Here is a 17575-nt window from a genome sequence, read left to right as displayed (position 1 = left end):
GCAAACGTGTAGCCGGCCGGCGTCGGGTCCGCGACCTGCACCGACTGGGCGTCGGACGGGCCGTTGTTGGTTACCGTGATGTCGTAGGTCACCTGGGTGCCCGCGATCGCCGTGGCCGGACCGGTCTTGACGATGGCCATGTCCGCTTCCGCACCGACCGTGGTCGAGGCGGTGGAGCTGTTGTTCGACGGATCACCGTCTCCCTGGTCGGACGCCACCGACGCCGTGTTGTCGAGCGTACCGGTAAAGGACGGATCGATGGAAACGGTGATGCTCGCGTTGACCGAGCCACCGGGCGCCACGTCCGGCAGATCACAGGAAACGACCGGACCGGACGGCGCGTTGGTGCAACCGCTGGCCGAGACAAAGGTCGTGCCGGCGGGCAGGGAATCGGTCACCGTCACGCCGGTGGCTGTTGCCGGGCTCTGCTGCTGGATCAGAAAGCCTTCGTTGGAGTACGACACCGCCGAATTGGCGATCTGCAGCGCGATCGTGCCGTCGGCGTTCTCGATGCCCACGGTGGTCGGACTGCCGTCCGGCGGCGCACTGACGTACTGGAACTCGATGTCGTTTGATCCCTCGTACAGGATCGCCTGGGCCGTGACCGGTCCGCCGCCGCCGCCGAAGTGCGGGACGCCCGTGAACTGGACGATGAACTGGCGATTCGGCGCGGTTCCGAGCGTCTGGTAGTCGATCTCGCCGCCGGCCGCCGGGTTGAGGTCGACCCAGAAGAAGGCGATCACGTCGTTGGGCGTGGCAGCGTTCGGAATCGGCTGCCCCGAGCAGCATCCGTTATTGGTCTGGGGCGCAAAGGTCAGGAAGCCGTTGGACGAAATCCGGATGTCGTTCTTCGCCTGACCCTGGAAGTCGAAGGTGAACGGCAGCGGGATATCACCGGACACCTGGTCGTCGGACAGGCCGACCGGCGTGCCGGTCGCGCTGATGTCCGTGAAGTTCGCCGCCACCGGAGAGAACGTGCCGGCGCTAGCGGAGTTCGAAACATCGAACGTGTACGTGATCTGAGTACCGGCCACGGCGGTGGCCGGGGCGGTCTTGGTGATCGACAGATCGACCGAACCGCCCTGCAGGACCCGGTAGCCGAAGTGGCTGTTGTTGTCGCTGACGAACAGCTGGCCGTTCGCGTACCCCACACCGTAGGAGCCGGGCGAAGGCGAGCCCGGCGGAAGCGCCGATGCGCCGATGAAGGAACCGGCCAGGTCGAAGACCAGCGCGCGTGACGGGCTGACCCCGTTATCGAGGACGACCAGCACCCGCTCGGTCACGTCGAACCCGATCGTGTTATTGTTCAAGGACGCGCCGCCGGCGGCGACGACATCCAGCGTGATCTGGCCCTGCAACCCGCCGTCGCTTCGGCGAACGATGTTGACCACGTTCCCGGATTCGCGGGCATAGAACACGTCATCGATCGGATCGTAGGCCGGCATGGTCTGGCTTCCGGGAAGCCCCGGCAGCGCCGCAAGGATCGCGGTGTTGGATCCCGTCAGGATGCCCGCGCCGTCGCGACCGGCGGTCATCAACCCGTCCGGCGAACCACCACTGACCGCGTTGAAACTGATCAGCTCGATGGCGTTCGTGTTCGGGTTGTAGAAGATCGATCGATTGTCGTTGTTCAACGGCTGGGTCGTGGCCAGCAGGTTGCCGGCGCCGTCGTGGGTGTACGCCGGGACCGATTGAAACCCACCGGTCGTCGAATAGTAGCGGTCCAGCACCGGATCGTAGGCCACGTTCATCGGCGTCGCGCCGCCGCCCTGGAGCTGGATGGTCGGCACCGCGTTGGCCAGCACGCTTTGCGCGCCGGCGTTGGAGACAATGAAGAGACAGGCAAGCAGGGCGAGCCCCGCGCGGAAAATGAAGGACATGGACTTGCTTCCTCTGCTGGATGTCTGGAATGTGGGGACGACGTCGGAGCGCCTGCAACCGATGGTCGAGCGGGCCGCGTGCGACCGTCCGGGCGGCACGGCCATCCGTTCTCGAAAACGGGAAGCTTCGAAACAGGTCGCGCTCAAGAATCTCCCCTCTGGCGGCTTTCGGACCGTCTCTGCGGTCCTCTCTACTATCGGCACGGCCCGACGGCCGCGGTCGATCCCTCGATCCGGAGGGCCGATCCGGCGCACTGCCCTCGACCTCCGGTGTGTCGGAGCCCGAGCTCGACGACCACTGGATTATTCCATGGCGGCCCGCCGGCCGCAAGCTGCTCGAATCCGGGGCCAATCCGCGGGCCGTCCGGCAGACCTACGGCAGAAAGGAGAAATTCGTCACAGGCTGGCCGATCCGCCACGGAACCCGAGGCCGAACAGGAATGTCCGCCATTGCGCAACCGTCAGAGGCCCAGCACCTCGGCCCCCTGGATCAACCGGATATCCACCGGGATGCCGGACTCGCTCGCCCGGGCGAGGTCGTCGGCCAGCGAGTCGGGCATGACCCCGTAGCGCGCCAGGAACTCGCCCGTGGCTTCGTAGTCGCCGTTGCCCTGCAGCGTGAGCAAGCGATTCGAGAGGCTGTTCACGGCCTGTTCGAAGGCCGCGCGATCGATCGAGTAGCGCCCGGTCACCTCGTCGCGGGAAAAGGCGCCGGCTTCCTCGAACCAGTTGAAGGCGACCATGTTCGCGCGGCCGTGCGCCGAGGAGGCGCCGAAGCGCACGGAGCGGAAGATACCGGCCAGGAAGGTCACGTAGTGGTCCATCAGGTCGCCGCTCCACTCGCCCATCCCGACCAGCTGCTCGATCATGTCCAGGCCGAGGATGTCGGCCTTGCCCTCTTCGATCGCCGACTGGTGCTCGGCCAGCGCGGCCCGCACGGGGCGGCCGTCGTCGACGGTGTACTTGATGCCCAGGCCGTGGGCCACCTCGTGGAACATCACGTTGGCGAAGAAGGCGTCGAAGGCGATGTGGTCCTGCTGAGCCTCGTCGATCAGCAGGTCGGCGATCGGCACCAGGATGTGGTCGAACTTGGCTCGCATCGTGTTCTTCAGCTGCAGCCGCCGCGTGCCCTTCTCGAGCTGCACCGTCTCGTCGTTCGGCAGGTTGATGGCGATGGTCTTCGCCCCGGCATTGGCGTCACCGGCATAGAAGATCGCGTCGTAGGCGTTCAGGTCCGCGTCGGTGCCGGGCACCTCGGCCTTGTAGGCCTCGTCGACCGGCAGCCCCCGCTGCAGGTCGGGCAGCAGGTCCGCGTAGCGCGCCAGGCGCTCGGACCACTCCAGGTCCTTGATCAGCACGAAGGCCTCGAACGCGGTGCGGGTGCCGAACAGCTGGTCCTCGTAGCTCTCGATCGGGCCGATCACGAGTTCGATGTCGTTATCGCGGACATCCATCCAGGCCATGTCGCTGGGCCGGTAGTTCCCGCTGGTCAGCGCATCGGCGCGGAGCCGAAGGTAGCGAGCGAAGGCCTCCGACTCGGCCAGACCGGCCGCCTCGCGCAGGAGTTCCGCAGCGCGAGCGAGTTCATCGGCGAACGCTTCGTGGTAGGGCACCAGCACCAGCGCGCCGGCCTCGTCGCGGCGCACGAGCGAATAGGGGTTGTCCTTGTCGGCCTCGCTCCAGGCGCGGAACTCGTCGCGCGTCATGTCCTCCGGGTAGTAGCGCGCGCCCTCGGGTTTGGGGCCGAAGCCCTCCAGGAACGGCCGGTTGCCGTCGAGGCGATCCCAGGGCCCGAAGTTCAGTTCGACGAAGGCCTCGACCTCGGGATCGTCGATCCGATCGAGGAGGCTCGCGGGATCCCCGAAGGCCTGGCGCCAGAACAGCTGCTCCATGATCCCGCCCGCCTCGATCAGCAGCCTCAGCATCTGCCGCTGACCGTCACTCAGGGTCGACAGGTCGGCGGTCAGTTCGACCGGATGGTAGATCCCGAGACGGCTGCGATCGATCAGCAGCTCCGGCGAAGCTGCGCCGTTCTCCTTGTCGATCCGTTCGCTGCGATCGGAACCATCGGCCGGTCGGGCCGGATCGGCTTGCTCGGCCCGAGCAGCGCGATCGGCGGTATCGGCGGTATCGGCGGTATCGGTCTGCGAAGAGCACCCGCCAAGGGCGATGAACGCGATGACGTAGAAAACGATGGCGAAGAGGCTCGGAGCCCGCTGAGTCGGGGAAGAACGCATGGCTTTTGCAACGTTGACGAAGGTCGTGCGATTCTACGTCATCGTTTCCACGGCGCACACGTCGCCCCGGTGCCCCTTCATGTACACGGCCACGCTGACCCTGTTGATTCTCGCGGCCGGAATGGCCAGTCAATGGCTGGCCTGGCGACTGCGCATGCCGGCGATCGTGGTCCTGATCGCTGCCGGCATCGTCCTCGGCCCGGTGATGGGCATCGTGGAATTCGCGATGAAGCCCGAGGAGCTGACCAAGCTGATCGGCCTCGGCGTGGCCATCATCCTGTTCGAAGGCGGGATGGACCTCAAGCTGGGCGAGTTCAAGCGCGTCGGCCACGGCATCGGCCGGCTGACCCTGGTCGGCCCGCCGATCGCCATGGTGCTCGGTGCCGTCGCCGCCCATTACGTCGGCGGGATCAGCTGGCCCGTGGCCTGGGTCATCGGCGCGATCCTGGTGGTCACCGGGCCCACGGTCATCGCACCGCTGCTGCGCCAGGCCCGCCTGAACAACCGGACCTCGTCGCTGCTGAAATGGGAAGGCATCGTCAACGACCCGGTCGGGGTGTTGCTGGCCGTCCTGACCTTCCAGTACTTCACGATCGAAGGCGAAACGCTCGCCGAAACGGCCTTCGCGCTCGGTTCGTCGCTGGTCGTCGCCGGGGGCCTGGGCGCCGTCGCGGGCTGGATCACCGGCACCGTCTTCAGCCGCGGCTGGGTTCCCGAGCACCTCAAACCACCGATCCTGATGGTTCTCGTGTTGCTGGTCTTCTGGGTCGGCAATGCCTACCAGTACGAAGCCGGGCTGCTCTCCGTCACCGCCATGGGCGTCGTGCTCGGCAACCTGCCGCTGGGTGAACGCGCCGAGCTGCAGCGGTTCAAGGAAAACCTGACCATCATCCTGCTCTCCGTGCTGTTCATTGTCATCCCGAGCCAGTTGACCCTGGAGCAACTGGCGATGATCGACCTCCGGATCGTGTTGTTCCTGCTGGTGGTGCTGTTCGTCCTGCGCCCCGTGACCATCCTTCTGTCGACGATCGGAGCGCCGATCGAGAAGGAGGACCGCTGGCTGCTCGCCTGGATCGCACCACGCGGCATTGTCGCGGCGGCGACTGCCGGAATCTTCGGTCCCGACCTGGTGGCTGCGGGCTATGCCGATGCGCAGCTGATGCTGCCGGTCATCTTCGCGGTCATCCTGGCCACGGTGCTGGCGCACGGCTTCACGGTCGGATGGATGGGCCAGAAGCTGGGGCTGGCGGCCAAGCACAACAACGGGCTGCTGATCGTGGGCGCGTCGGACTGGACCGTCATGCTGGCGAGCAAGCTCCGACAGATGGACTTCGACGTCCTGATCGTCGACGGTGCGTTTCAGCGCCTGAAGGCTGCCCGAATGGAAGGCATCGAGACCTACTACGGGGAGATCCTGTCCGAGCACGCCGAGCTGGAACTCGACGATCAGCACCTCGGCCACTTGCTCTGCGCCACCGACAACGATTTCTACAACGCACTGGTCTGCAAGGCGCTGGGCCACGAATTCGGGCGCCATCGCACGTTCCAGCTCTCACCGCACGAGCCCGGCGATCACGAGTCGCGACAGCTGACCGTCGAGCAACGAGGTCAGATCGCATTCGATGAAGAGGCGCATTTCGAGGATCTGCAGCGGCGCCTCGAGGACGGCTGGACCATCCAGACCACCCGGCTGACCGACGAGTACCGGCTGGAGAACCTGGTCGAGCGCATGGGCGAGCCGGCCGAGGACTGGTTGCTGCTCGGAGCGGTCGGCCCGGAGCGCCAGCTCAGGCTCTATTCCAGCGAACAGGCGTTCGAACCGGGCAAGGAATGGATCGTGCTGTACTTCGCGCCCGGCGAGTCCGACTCGCGCACACCAGGCGACTGACGCCTCTCAGCGAAGCTGCCCCGCGGTCCGTTCGAGACCGCGGGCGACCAGCCTGGCCATGATCCGTTCGCCGATCGAGCGCGGGCGATCCAGGCCGAGACGGGCCAGCTCGTCCGGGTGATCCTGAGGTCGGCCGCGTACAGCGTCGAGCACCAGTCCCAGCTCGTTCTGCGAGCGTTCCTTGACCCACTGCAGCGCCGGGACCAGGCGCTGCTCCTCGCCGGTAAAGTCGCTGCCGAAGGGGTAGGTCGGAACTGGATACCCCGCCTGCTCGAAGCGCTCGACCAGCCGGTCGGGCGTGTTGCCGCGCCACGCGTCGGGAATCGTCCAGGCGGGATCGAGCTTGCCGGCCCGGCGAGCCTGCTCGGCCACCTCGTCCTGGAAGCGGGCGTCGGTGATCGAGAGCATCCGCTGGATGCATTCTTCATCGGTTCGGCCGCGGAGGTCGGCGATGCCGTACTCGGTGACCACGAGGTCACGCAGGTGGCGCGGAATGGTCAGGTGCGGGTACTGCCAGACGATGTTCGACGAGACCCGGCCGTTCTTCTCCCGCGTGGACCGCAGCATCAGCACCGAGCGTCCGTCGTCCATCGCATGCGCCATCGCGACGAAGTTGTACTGGCCGCCGACGCCGGAGACGACCTGGTAGTCGGCCAGGCCGTCCGAGACCGCCGCACCGGTGGCGGTCATCATCATGCAGGTGTTGACGAAGCGCGCGTGGCGGCGCTGCTCGATCTCGAGCGTCTCGTTGCCGCCGTAGAGCTGGTTGATGCGGCTCACCCCGTGCATCCGGAAGCGCTCCCGCGCCTCGGGGTCCAGTTCGGAGAGAAACGCGTAGAAGTCCGAACTGCCGAGATAGAACCCGCCTTCCATCACCGCGCCCCGGCCGGCGCTCTCGACCGTCACGCCCGCGTTGGCGCGACGCATCTCGGAAAGGTCATCGAACACTTCACGCGTCAGGATGCCGGCGCGGTAGAGGTGCATGAACCCGTCCATGAACATTTCGCTGGCGCCGAACAAGCCCAGCGCGAAGGGCCCGTCGTCGCCCAGCGCCGCCGACTCGGCCGATGGAAACGCGTCCACCGCCGAGCGGTACCGGGCGTTTTCGCCGTGACGCTGCACCAGGGAATGGACCAGCGCGTCGGACAGGCTGCCGATGCCGATCTGCAACGTTCCGCCGTCGGCGATCAGGCGCGAGGCGTGGAACCCGACCGCATGGTCCTGCAGCGAGACCGGCGCACGCGGCAGTGCGAACAACCGCTGGTCGGGATCGGCCTCGACGACACGGTCGAAGAAGTCCGCCTCGACCACCGCATCGCCGGGCAGGAACGGAAGCGCCGGATGCACCTGGCCGACGGCGAAGAGCTCGCTGCGCGAGCGGCCGGCCGGGTCGCTCGCCAGGCGGCGCATGAGGTCCAGCGTGACATCGGGATTGCAGGCGAGGCTGATCCGCCCGTCGGCATCCCGGGCGACGAGCTGGAGCACCACATTGACTCCGCGATCGACCAGGTCGCGCGCCACGTGCGTGTAGTTCGCGGAAATGTAATGTCGCTGCAGCGACGGGCGGCCGAGCGCCGCACCCGACTGGAAGTAGAACTCGGTCAGGCGGACGTTGTCCGGCAGGCGCCCGGCTCGGGCGTCGGCAAGGTAGTCGAGGCGCGGGTAGTCATCACCGAACAGCCGGTCGAGGATCGGCTCCATCAGGCGCGCTTCGAGCCAGTGACGGGGCCGCGGCGGATCCAGCGACAGGGCGGTGACGATCTCCAGTTCCAGATCCGGCTCCTGGCGGGCGCGCCGGTACAGGGCGTTGACCAACCGGTTCGGCTTGCCCAGTCCAAGCGGCAGGCCGACGACCAGGCGTCGCCCGACCCGATCGATGATCTCGTCGACGACGGCGTCCAACGCCCCCGTGTCGCTCATCGGTCGCGCCCCGCCGCGCCGCAGGCCGCCGACCGGTGAAGGATGATCGTGTTCATCGAGCGCCTCCCTGCCTCGCCTGGCCACGTGTCCACATCCGGTCATTGTCCCACCTCCACGCACTGCCGCACAGGTCCGTCACCGGCGCGTCGCCGGGCGGGTTCCGTCCGACGCCCGGCCGGAAACGCTGCGCTAGAATGCGGCGTCGACCCCGTTCGTCAGAGTCCGCATGAGCACGATCGTCCTTCTCGAGCGCCTGCACGTCGCCCTCGCCCTGATCAGCGGACTGGGCTTCGCGCTTCGGGGGTTCGTCGTGCGCATCCTGGACCGACCGCTGGCCGGTCCGCTGGTCCGGGTCGGACCACACCTGATCGACACGCTGCTGCTGATGTCCGGGATCGGCCTGTGGTTCCACTTCCGCTACTCCCCGGTCGACAGCGCCTGGCTGGGGCTGAAGCTGGCCCTGGTCGTGGTCTACGTGCTGCTCGGCGTGGCCGCGCTTCGCTCCAAGCGCCGCGATCGCGGCGTGCTGGCCTATCTCGCAGCGCTGCTGGTATTCCTGGCGATCGCCTTGCTGGCGTTGTCGAAACCGTTCTGATCGCCCACATCCGGAGACTCGACATGCCTGCAACGACACCTCGCACCCCGCTCGGACCGACCCTGGTCGGCGCCTGCCTGAGCCTGCTGCTGGCGGCCGGCTGTGCGCCAGGCGGCAACGACGAGTCCGCCGCGGACGACCCGGCCCCAGGCCCCGACATGGAGGTACCCGTGATGAAGGATTCCACGCCGCCGTCCGGCGGTCCCGACCGGCTCGATGAGGCCACCGATGCCGCCCGGGCCGACCTGGCGGGAAGAATGGACATCGACGCGTCCGACATCGACGTGGTCGAACGCCGCTACGTGACCTGGCGCAACGGCGCGATGGGCTGCCCGGAACCCGACATGATGTACACCCAGGCCCTGGTGCCCGGTGTCTGGATCCGGCTCGCGATCGGCGACCGCCGCTTCGACTACCACGGCGGCCGGTCCGGTTCACCCTTCCTCTGCCCCGCGGAGCGGGCCGAGGCACCGCTGCCGGCGGACGACGCACCGCTGGCCTGAGCGTCGAGGCCGGCGGCCTACCACTCGATCCGCTGGCCGTCCCAGGCGAAGAATCCCCCGCTGTCACCCTCGCCGAGCCCGTCGATGACGTCGAGCAGCTGACGGCAGGCCCGATCGACGGGGAACAGCTGGTCGTCGGGCACGTTCTCCTGGAACGGTTCGGACAGGCCCGTATCGGTGGTGCCCGGGTGCAGCAGGACGACCAACGCGTTGCGGTTGCGGCGCGCGAGTTCGACCGACGCAGTCCGCATCAGCTGGTTCAGCGCCGCCTTCGACGCGCGGTACGCGTACCAGCCGCCGAGGCGGTTGTCGCCGATCGAGCCGACCCGGGCCGACAGCGCCGCGACCACGGTGCGTCCGCGCCGCGCCAGCTGCGGTCGGAAGGCTTCGAGCACCAGCGCGGGCCCGATCGAATTCACCGCGAACGACCGCGCCAGCGCATCCGCATCGAGATCTTCCAGCCGCTTCTCGGGCGCCTGCTGCTCGTCGTGGAGGAGGCCGGCGACGTTGAGCAGCAGGCGGATCGGCATACCGCTTGCTTCGACCTCGGCCGTGGCGTCGCGAATGCTCGCCGGCCGCGTCACGTCGAGTTGCAGGACGGTCAGGGCCGGATCATCGATGCCGTTCAGGGCGTCCGCCGAGGCGGGATCGCGGCAGGTCGCGAAGACCCGCTCGAAGCGTCCGCAGTCCAGCAGGCGGCGGACGAAGCCGAGGCCGATGCCGCGGCTGGCGCCCTGGACCAGGGCGGCGCCATCGCCCGGAAACGAGGACAAGGGGGACGGGCTCGTCGACCGGGACAGCGGAGAAGAGTCGGGTTCGGGCATCGGGATCATCGGCCTGCGGTCCAGGCCGAAGAATAGCCGCGAGGTCGCCAAGGCTGCGGCAATGCGCCCGCGCACTGCATCGCGCCTCGACGGCCCGGGCATAATGCGCCGATGAGCACCGACAAGCCCGTCGTTCACCTGATCGACGCCAGCATCTACATCTTCCGCGCCTGGTATTCGATGCCGGATGCCTTCAGCGACCCGGCCGGGCGGCCGACCAATGCGGTCTACGGCTTCGCCCGCTTCCTGTGCGAGTTTCTCGAGGAGACCGGGTCCCGGCACACCGCCGTTGCCTTCGACGAGTCGCTGGCCTCGTCCTTCCGCAACGAGCTGTATCCGGACTACAAGGCCAACCGCGAGCCGGCGCCGCCGGAACTGGAACGCCAGTTCGCGTGGTGCAAGGATCTGGCCCGCTGCCTCGGCCTGCCCGTGCACGTCGACGATCGCTTCGAGGCCGACGACCTGATCGCGTCGCTGGCCGGCTGCTGGCGTGAGCGGGGCCACCCGGTCTGCGTGGTCACCGGCGACAAGGACCTGGCCCAGCTGGTCCTCGGGCCCGACGACGCCTGGTGGGATTTCGCGCGCCGCAACCGGCTGGACGCCGACGGGGTCGAGGCGCGCTTCGGGGTTCGGCCGGACCAGATCGCCGACTACCTGGCGCTGACCGGCGATGCGGTCGACAACATTCCCGGTGTGCCGGGCATCGGGCCGAAGACCGCGGCGGCCCTGCTCGGCCACTTCCGGACCCTGGATGCGCTCTACGCGCGGCTCGACGAGCTGCAGTTCCTGAAGCTGCGGGGCGCGAAGTCGTTGATCCCCCGCCTGCGAACGCACGAGGAAACGGTGCGCCTGGCGCGCCAACTGACCGGCCTGGACGCGGTGATCGAGAAGGTCGACGCCGCGCCGGACGTCGAACGCCGCCGGGCCGACCCCGACGGCATGGACGCCCTGCTCGACGGGCTGGGCTTCGGTCAGACCCTCAGGCAGCGCCTGCACCGACTGACCGGAACCGTCTGATCGGGGCCGCCCGATCCGTCCGCCGCGACCCGCGCGGCGCCGGTTCGACCTCCGGCTCAGCCCTCGCCGTCGCCGTCGGTCTCGCTGCCCGAATCCGGGCCGAGCTGCATGGGCCGGCCCTGCTGCTTCATGCGCTCGAGCATCTCGCGCCCGACCACCAGGGTCTGGGCCTCGTCGACCGGCGATCGCAGCACGGCGTTGGCCGGCAACGGGCCGGCGATCGGCCGGCCGTCGGGCCGCACGTCGTCCCAGTGATTGGAAGCGAGCAACAGCAGATCGTCGCCGGCCAGGGCGCCGAAGGTCGGCGTGTCGAAGCGCGGGTGGGCGACGACCAGCGGGGCGACGTTCTCGATCCGGCCGCCGGATTCGTCGAGGTCGAGGCGCAGCACCCGGTCCGGGCTGATCCCGTTCTGGATCACCACCAGGCTGTCCTGCCAGCGATAGAGGCCGTCGATGCCACCGAGGTTGAGCGTGTCCGGGCCGGTCAGGGGCAGGCCGCGGCGCGACTCGGCGGTCTCGAACACGAACAGCCCGCGCTCGTAGTCGGCGACGTAGAGCATCGATTCGTCTTGCGACAGCGCCAGCCCCCGGAGGCTGGTGAACATCGGGTTGCCGATGAACAGCTCGGGCCGCTCCATGTCCGGCTCGAGGCGGTAGATGAACGGCGTGACCGTATCGGCGGCGTACACCGTGCCGTCGTCGGCCAGCGCGAGCGCGCCGAGCAGGTGGGGCCGACCGTCGGGCGGCACGCGGTACTCGCCCAGCTTCTCGCCGCTGGCCAGGTCGAGCTTAATCAGGCTGGTCCGGCCGAAGTTCGTCGGCGTTGCTCCGGCGAATTGCGACGTGCTGCCGGTGGCCACCCAGAGGTGACCGCGCTCGGCATCGGCGACCAGGTCGAAGACCGCCATCAGCTCGGGGACCGTCTGCGGCGAGGCGAAGGTCTCGAGCGCAGCGTCGGCCGACTCGTTCTCTCCGCCCCGGACCAGGATCTCGCCGCGATGGACCGTGCCCACGAACAGGCGGCCCGTCGATTCATCGAAGGCCAGCGCTTCCGGCATCGCGATGCGCCCGGGCAGCTCCTGCTCGACCCGGGCCTCGCCGAACGGCCGGCCCGCCTCGTCCATCAGCGTGGTCAGGTGCTCGAACAGCGGGTACTGGCGCATGGCGTCGAGGCCCTCGACCGCATCCCAGTCTTCCGTCAGGCCCTGCTGCTGCATCTTCAGCATGATGTTGAACGCCTGCGACAGGCGATCGGTGCGCGCGTAGCCTTCCACCAGCTGGCGCATGAAATCGGCGTTGTAGGGCCGGAGCTCGTGCAGGCGCTGCACCGCGGCGACCCAGGCCGCGTGATCTTCGGCGGCGTAGGCCTCGGCGGCGCGCGTCATCAGCCGGGCGACCTCGGCCCGGTCGTCGGCGGGCACCGGAACGGCCGGTCGCGGCGGCTCGGCCGAAGAGGCCGGGGCGGCGATCGACGCCGGCGGATCCTGGGCCAGGGCCGTGGCGCCGGCAAGGGCGACGGCGGTGACGATCAGGCTGGCGAACATCAGGCGTACGGCTTGGGACATCGTTCGAGGTCTCTTCTGGGATTCGTTTCGTGGATGCGTTTCGTGGCTTCGGCCAGGCTCCGGGACCCGGGCCGCGGATGCCGTGACGGCCGCACGGTTCGGGCCCACCGGGCGCGAGCGGCGACGGGAGTGCGACCCCGCGCGTGCCACAATGTTCCCCGGATTCCGGAACGGATGCACGGCCATGGCGCGCGACTCCAGTCACGACTCCCTACATATGCTGCACTCGGGGCGATATCTCAAGCTCGTCGAGCGCAACGGCTGGGAGTTCGCCACTCGCGTCCACCCGACGGTCGTCGTCCTGATCGGCTGGACCGAGTCCGACGAACTGCTGCTGGTCGAGCAGTACCGAGAGCCGGTGGGCGCACGATGCATCGAGCTACCGGCCGGACTGGTCGGTGATCGCCCGGGTGATGCCGACGAGGCCGCCCGCGATGCCGCCGCCCGGGAGCTCGAGGAAGAGACCGGCTACCGGGCCGGCCAGCTGGTGGAGTTGATGCGGTGCCCGACGTCGGCCGGCATGACCGACGAAACGGCGGTGTTCTTTCGCGCGACCGGACTCGAGCGCGTCTCCGACGGCGGCGGAGACAGCAGCGAAGACATCACGGTCCATCGGGTCGGCCGGGCCGAGGTGCACGCCTGGCTGATCGAGCGGGTGCGCTCGGGCCAGCCGGTCGATCCGAAGATCTGGTTCGCGCTGTACTGGTCGGGCGTGACTCAGGCTAGCGACTGACCGGGGCCACCCCCGAGACCGAAGCCGATGCCGAGCCCGATACCGGATAGCGCGGCGACCAGCAGCACGAGCCACGTCAGCAAGGTGCCGACGAAGCGCCCGGAACTCACGCCGCCGGATTTGGACAGGCCCTGCGCGTGCAGCACGCGTCCGAGCACCAGCACCGCGCCGAGCGCGTGGAGCAGCCACGTCCACGCCCCGGCCCATTCCAGCAGCGCGAGAAGCAGGATCGCGAACGGTACGTACTCGCCGAAGTTGGCCTGGACCCGGACCGCACGCTGCAGCGCGCCGACCGACCCGGTACCGAGCCCGACCTGGTGGCGTCGCCGCAGCATCACCACGCGGGCCGAAAGCCCCAGCAGCAGAAGCGCCAGCAGACTCGCGTAGAACAACGTGATCGAAGCAATCATCGACGGGTTCCTTGTCGTGACGGGGGTGTCGCGGTGCTGCGAGTGTACGCCGACCGCGCTGGCCGATGACGTCCTTCCGCCCACGCCGCTGGCCTACACTCTACCGCTGACCCGCCCGATCCCGGAGCCCTTCCATGTCCCCACGTCGCCTTGCTGCCGTTCTCCTGCTGTCCGCTGCGTCCCTGGCCGGCGCCGCGCCCCGGTCGTCGGACGATGTCGGATCCACGGACCGTGCAGCGCGGGTGGCCCTGGCGATCCACGGGGGCGCCGGCACGATTTCCCGTGATCGAATGACCCCGGAGCGCGAAGCCGCGATCCGGTCTGCGCTGGAGCGGGCCGCTCGCGAGGGGCACACGGCCCTGCTCCGCGGCCGACCGGCCGTCGATGCGGTCACCGCAGCGATCACCGTTCTCGAGGACGCACCCGAGTTCAACGCCGGCCGGGGTGCGGTGCTGACCGCCGAGGGCCGGGTCGAGCTGGACGCTTCGCTGATGACCGGTCACGACCTCCAGGCCGGCGCAGTGGCCAGCGTTCGCGGCATTCGCCATCCGATCCTGGCCGCCCGGGCCGTGATCGAGCGCTCGCCGCACGTGATGCTGGTCGGCGAGGGCGCGCAGGGGTTCGCGCGAGAGGCCGGCCTGGAGTTCATGCCGGAGGCGTGGTTCATCACCGAGTTCCGGGCCGAGCAGCTCCGCCGCATCCAGCAGGAGCGCCCGGCCGACGGCCAGGCATCGGTGGACCCGGAGCCGCACTGGTATTCCACCGTGGGCGCGGTGGCGCTGGACGCCGAGGGCAACCTGGCCGCAGGGACCTCGACCGGCGGCATGAGCAACAAGCGGTTCGGCCGCGTCGGCGACTCACCGATCATCGGCGCCGGGACCTACGCCGACAATCGCAGTTGTGCCGTGTCGGCGACCGGCCACGGCGAGTTCTTCATCCGTCATGTCGTCGCGTTCCAGATCTGCGAACGCATGCGGCTGACCGGCGTCTCGCTCCGGGAGTCGGCCGATCACGTGGTCGGCAAGGTGCTGGTCGATGCCGGCGCCGACGGCGGCGTGATCGCGATCGATGCCGACGGCAACATCGCGATGCCGTTCAATACCCCGGGGATGTACCGGGCCCGCATCGGCACGGACGGAAGCCTCGACGTCGCGATCTACGGCGACGAGTGAGCCGCGGATGCTGACCAGCACGCTGGAGTTCGATTGCCCCTGGTGCGGCGAGCGCAACTTCGTCGAACAGGAACCCGGCGATGCCGGGCAGTGGCTGGTCCAGGACTGCGCCGTCTGTTGCCGGCCGATCGAGCTCCGGCTGCCCGGCGACCTGGGGGTTCTCGAGGTTCGCCGGGAGGGCGGCGACTGACGTCGATGCGATTCGCTGCGGTCGCCTCGACGGCCCCGCTCTCGATTGCGCCTCAGGACCGGACGCGACCGGAACCGGAGACACGAACCGGATCGCCGGCGACGGGACGCCGCCCGTCGGCCCGGATCAGGACGCGGCGCGCTGCCCGGCCGACTCCCGCTGCTCGTCCAGGCCGAGGTTGCGGCACAGGCGAAGGGTCGCCCGGGCACGATTGAGGGTATAGAAATGGATACCGGGCGCCCCTGCATCGAGGAGGCGCCGGCACAGGTCCGTGACCACGTCCTCGCCGAAGGCCCGGAGCGAGCGCAGGTCGTCTTCCCGCTCCCAGGCGCGGATACGCTTGGAAATCCACTTGGGCAAATCGGCGCCGCACATCTTCGAGAATCGCTTCAGCCGCGCGAAGTTGGTGATCGGCATGATGCCCGGCGTGATCGGAATATCGATGTTCATCCTGGCGCAATCGTCCATGAATCGCTCCCAGGCCGAAAAGCTGAAGAAATACTGGGTGATCGCGCCATCGGCTCCGGCCTCGACCTTGTCGCGGAAGTGGCGCAGGTCGGCGTCGGGGCTGCTCGCCTCCGGATGCATTTCCGGGTAGCACGCGACCTCGATGTGAAAACGCCGACCGTAGTGTTCGCGGACGAAGCGGACCAGGTCGATCGCGTGGTCGAACACGCCGCTGCCTCCACCCGAGGGCCGATCGCCGCGCAACACGACAAGCCGGTCGACGCCGGCATCGAGATAGGCGTCGAGCAACTCGCGGATACCGTCCGTGTCCTCCGACATGCACGAGATGTGGGGTGCGGCGGGGACGCCCGTCTCGCGCTGGATGTCGAGTACGGCATCGCGGGTCCGCGATCGGGTCGATCCGCCGGCACCGAAGGTCACCGACATGTAGTCGGGGTTCAGGGCCGCCAGCCGGTCGCGGGTCCGGCGGAACACGTCGGCCTGCTCGTCGTTCCTGGGCGGGAAGAACTCGAAGCTGAGCTGGGGGGATTGCGCGGATCGGTTCATCATCAGGCACCTGTCGGGCGATGAGAAGAGGTGAACGGCGAGGCGGTTCCGCCCGGGTATGGAAACCGGTTTCCCCGGGGCCGACGGCCGACCCCGAGGGGGCCGCAGAGCGCGCGAACGCGCCACGCGGCCGGCTGCCTGCTGCAATCAGTAGCGGTAGTGCTCGGGCTTGAACGGACCCTCGACGGTGACCCCGATGTAGTCGGCCTGCTTTTCGGTCAGTTCGGTCAGGCGGGCACCGACGCGCTCGAGATGGAGCTTGGCGACCTTCTCATCCAGGTGCTTCGGCAGGACGTAGACCTCGTTCTTGTAGCGCTCGGGATACTTGAACAGCTCGATCTGGGCCAGCGTCTGGTTGGTGAACGAGTTCGACATGACGAAGCTCGGATGACCCGTGGCGCAGCCCAGGTTGACCAGGCGCCCTTCGGCCAGCAGCGTGATGCGCTTGCCGTCGGGGAAGGTGATCTGGTCGACCTGCGGCTTGATGTTGTCCCAGTCGTACTTGCGCAGGCTCGACACGTCGATCTCGTTGTCGAAGTGACCGATGTTGCACACGATCGCCTGATCCTTCATCCGCTCCATGTGGTCGTGCCGGATGACGTTGTAGTTGCCGGTCGCGGTCACGATGATGTCGGCCTGCTCCAGCACGCCCTCGTCCTCGAGATTGACCACGCGATAGCCTTCCATCGCCGCCTGCAGGGCGCAGATCGGATCGATCTCGGTCACCCAGACATTGGCCGACAGGGCCCGCAGCGACTGCGCCGAGCCCTTGCCGACATCGCCGTAGCCGCACACGATGGCGATCTTGCCGGCGACCATGACGTCGGTGGCGCGCTTGATGGCGTCGACCAGCGATTCGCGGCAGCCGTAGAGGTTGTCGAACTTGCTCTTGGTCACCGAGTCGTTGACGTTGATGGCCGGGAACTTCAACGTGCCGTCCTTCTGCATGCGGTACAGGCGGTTGACGCCGGTGGTCGTTTCTTCGGTCACACCGCGGATATTGTTCAGGGCTTCCGTGTACCAGCCCGGATTCGACTCGAGGCGCTTCCTGATGGCCTTGAACAGGGCGACTTCCTCGTCGCTGCCGGGATTGTCGAGCACCGAGGCATCCTTTTCGGCCTTCGCGCCCAACTCCAGCAGCATGGTCGCATCGCCGCCGTCATCCAGAATCATGTTGGCGGTCTCACCATCCGGCCACTGGAAGATGCGATGCGTCATCTCCCAGTACTCGTCGAGCGTTTCGCCCTTGAACGCGAACACGGGCACGCCGCGCTCGGCCATCGCGGCCGCGGCGTGGTCCTGCGTCGAATAGATATTGCACGATGCCCAGCGCACGTCGGCGCCGAGTTCGATCAGGGTCTCGATGAGCACCGCGGTCTGGATCGTCATGTGCAGCGATCCCGCGATCCTTGCACCGGCCAGCGGCTTGTCGGCAGCGTATTCTTCGCGCGTCTGCATCAGGCCCGGCATTTCCGTTTCGGCGATCGCGATTTCCTTGCGTCCGTACGCCGCCTGCGACAGGTCGGCGATCACGTAGTCGTGTTCGGTGGACGCGATGTCGGAATCGAACAGCACGCCCTTTCGTACGTCTTCTGGCTTGGCACTCATTGGATACAACCTCGAATGA

General features: G+C 68.1%; 15 protein-coding genes. 7 read left to right on the top strand and 8 right to left on the bottom strand.

The genetic code is table 11. The annotated features are described in order from the left end of the window. Positions 1-1880 (bottom strand): DUF11 domain-containing protein (locus KUV67_08660; GenBank protein MBY6204950.1); only part of this gene is annotated, 1880 nt, incomplete at its 3' end. A 461-nt stretch (positions 1881-2341) separates the two neighbouring features. Beyond that, entirely contained in the window at positions 2342-4117 is a 1776-nt protein-coding gene (locus KUV67_08655) for a Zn-dependent hydrolase (GenBank protein MBY6204949.1), read from the bottom strand. Here KUV67_08655 and KUV67_08650 point away from each other — a divergent pair. After that, positions 4116-6005 carry a sodium:proton antiporter gene (locus KUV67_08650; protein ID MBY6204948.1) on the top strand — a complete coding sequence of 630 codons (1890 nt, stop codon included), beginning with the start codon at positions 4116-4118 and terminating at the stop codon, positions 6003-6005. The genes KUV67_08655 and KUV67_08650 overlap by 2 nt on opposite strands. Positions 6006-6011: 6 nt before the next feature. Here KUV67_08650 and KUV67_08645 read toward each other — a convergent pair whose 3' ends face one another. Beyond that, positions 6012-7925: an acetyl-CoA hydrolase gene (locus KUV67_08645; GenBank protein ID MBY6204947.1), complete on the bottom strand. Its 1914-nt coding sequence runs from the start codon at positions 7923-7925 to the stop codon at positions 6012-6014. Between the two features lie 226 nt (positions 7926-8151). On the opposite strand from KUV67_08645, the gene KUV67_08640 reads away from it, so the two are divergent. Continuing rightward, on the top strand, positions 8152-8520 hold the full coding sequence (locus tag KUV67_08640; GenBank protein ID MBY6204946.1) for a SirB2 family protein: 369 nt from the start codon (positions 8152-8154) through the stop codon (positions 8518-8520). 23 nt (positions 8521-8543) lie between these two features. Beyond that, positions 8544-9023 (top strand): hypothetical protein, encoded by a 480-nt coding sequence (locus tag KUV67_08635; protein ID MBY6204945.1) that lies wholly within the window; start codon positions 8544-8546, stop codon positions 9021-9023. A gap of 17 nt (positions 9024-9040) precedes the next feature. Here KUV67_08635 and KUV67_08630 read toward each other — a convergent pair whose 3' ends face one another. Further along, positions 9041-9796, bottom strand: coding sequence for an SDR family oxidoreductase (locus KUV67_08630; protein MBY6204944.1), 756 nt, complete (start codon positions 9794-9796; stop codon positions 9041-9043). Positions 9797-9958: 162 nt separating this feature from the next. On the opposite strand from KUV67_08630, the gene KUV67_08625 reads away from it, so the two are divergent. After that, the gene (locus KUV67_08625) at positions 9959-10864 is read left to right on the top strand and encodes a hypothetical protein (protein ID MBY6204943.1); all 906 of its coding nucleotides are present in this window, start codon (positions 9959-9961) and stop codon (positions 10862-10864) included. A 56-nt stretch (positions 10865-10920) separates the two neighbouring features. On the opposite strand, the gene KUV67_08620 is transcribed toward KUV67_08625, so the two are convergent. After that, a complete protein-coding gene (locus KUV67_08620; protein ID MBY6204942.1) occupies positions 10921-12429 on the bottom strand; it encodes a hypothetical protein in 1509 nt (502 codons plus the stop codon). A gap of 184 nt (positions 12430-12613) precedes the next feature. Here KUV67_08620 and KUV67_08615 point away from each other — a divergent pair, with 184 nt between their 5' ends. After that, positions 12614-13162, top strand: coding sequence for an NUDIX hydrolase (locus KUV67_08615; GenBank protein ID MBY6204941.1), 549 nt, complete (start codon positions 12614-12616; stop codon positions 13160-13162). On the opposite strand, the gene KUV67_08610 is transcribed toward KUV67_08615, so the two are convergent. Next, positions 13147-13572 (bottom strand): MAPEG family protein, encoded by a 426-nt coding sequence (locus KUV67_08610; GenBank protein ID MBY6204940.1) that lies wholly within the window; start codon positions 13570-13572, stop codon positions 13147-13149. The genes KUV67_08615 and KUV67_08610 overlap by 16 nt on opposite strands. A gap of 134 nt (positions 13573-13706) precedes the next feature. Between KUV67_08610 and KUV67_08605 the strand changes: the two genes are divergently transcribed. Both KUV67_08605 and KUV67_08600 read left to right on the top strand, forming a co-directional pair. Next, positions 13707-14744: an isoaspartyl peptidase/L-asparaginase gene (locus KUV67_08605; GenBank protein ID MBY6204939.1), complete on the top strand. Its 1038-nt coding sequence runs from the start codon at positions 13707-13709 to the stop codon at positions 14742-14744. A 7-nt stretch (positions 14745-14751) separates the two neighbouring features. After that, positions 14752-14934 (top strand): CPXCG motif-containing cysteine-rich protein, encoded by a 183-nt coding sequence (locus KUV67_08600; GenBank protein MBY6204938.1) that lies wholly within the window; start codon positions 14752-14754, stop codon positions 14932-14934. 126 nt (positions 14935-15060) lie between these two features. On the opposite strand, the gene metF is transcribed toward KUV67_08600, so the two are convergent. Then, complete coding sequence (gene metF / locus KUV67_08595; protein ID MBY6204937.1) at positions 15061-15951, bottom strand: methylenetetrahydrofolate reductase [NAD(P)H]; 891 nt, start codon at positions 15949-15951, stop codon at positions 15061-15063. Positions 15952-16095: 144 nt separating this feature from the next. After that, positions 16096-17556 (bottom strand): adenosylhomocysteinase, encoded by a 1461-nt coding sequence (gene ahcY, locus KUV67_08590; protein ID MBY6204936.1) that lies wholly within the window; start codon positions 17554-17556, stop codon positions 16096-16098. Positions 17557-17575: the final 19 nt, after the last annotated feature.

It is taken from the genome of Halomonas denitrificans, assembly GCA_019800895.1.
In the GTDB taxonomy this organism is placed as follows: domain Bacteria; phylum Pseudomonadota; class Gammaproteobacteria; order Xanthomonadales; family Wenzhouxiangellaceae.
Note: the sequence above shows the minus strand (reverse complement) of the source record. Positions and strands in the feature narration are given on the sequence as shown.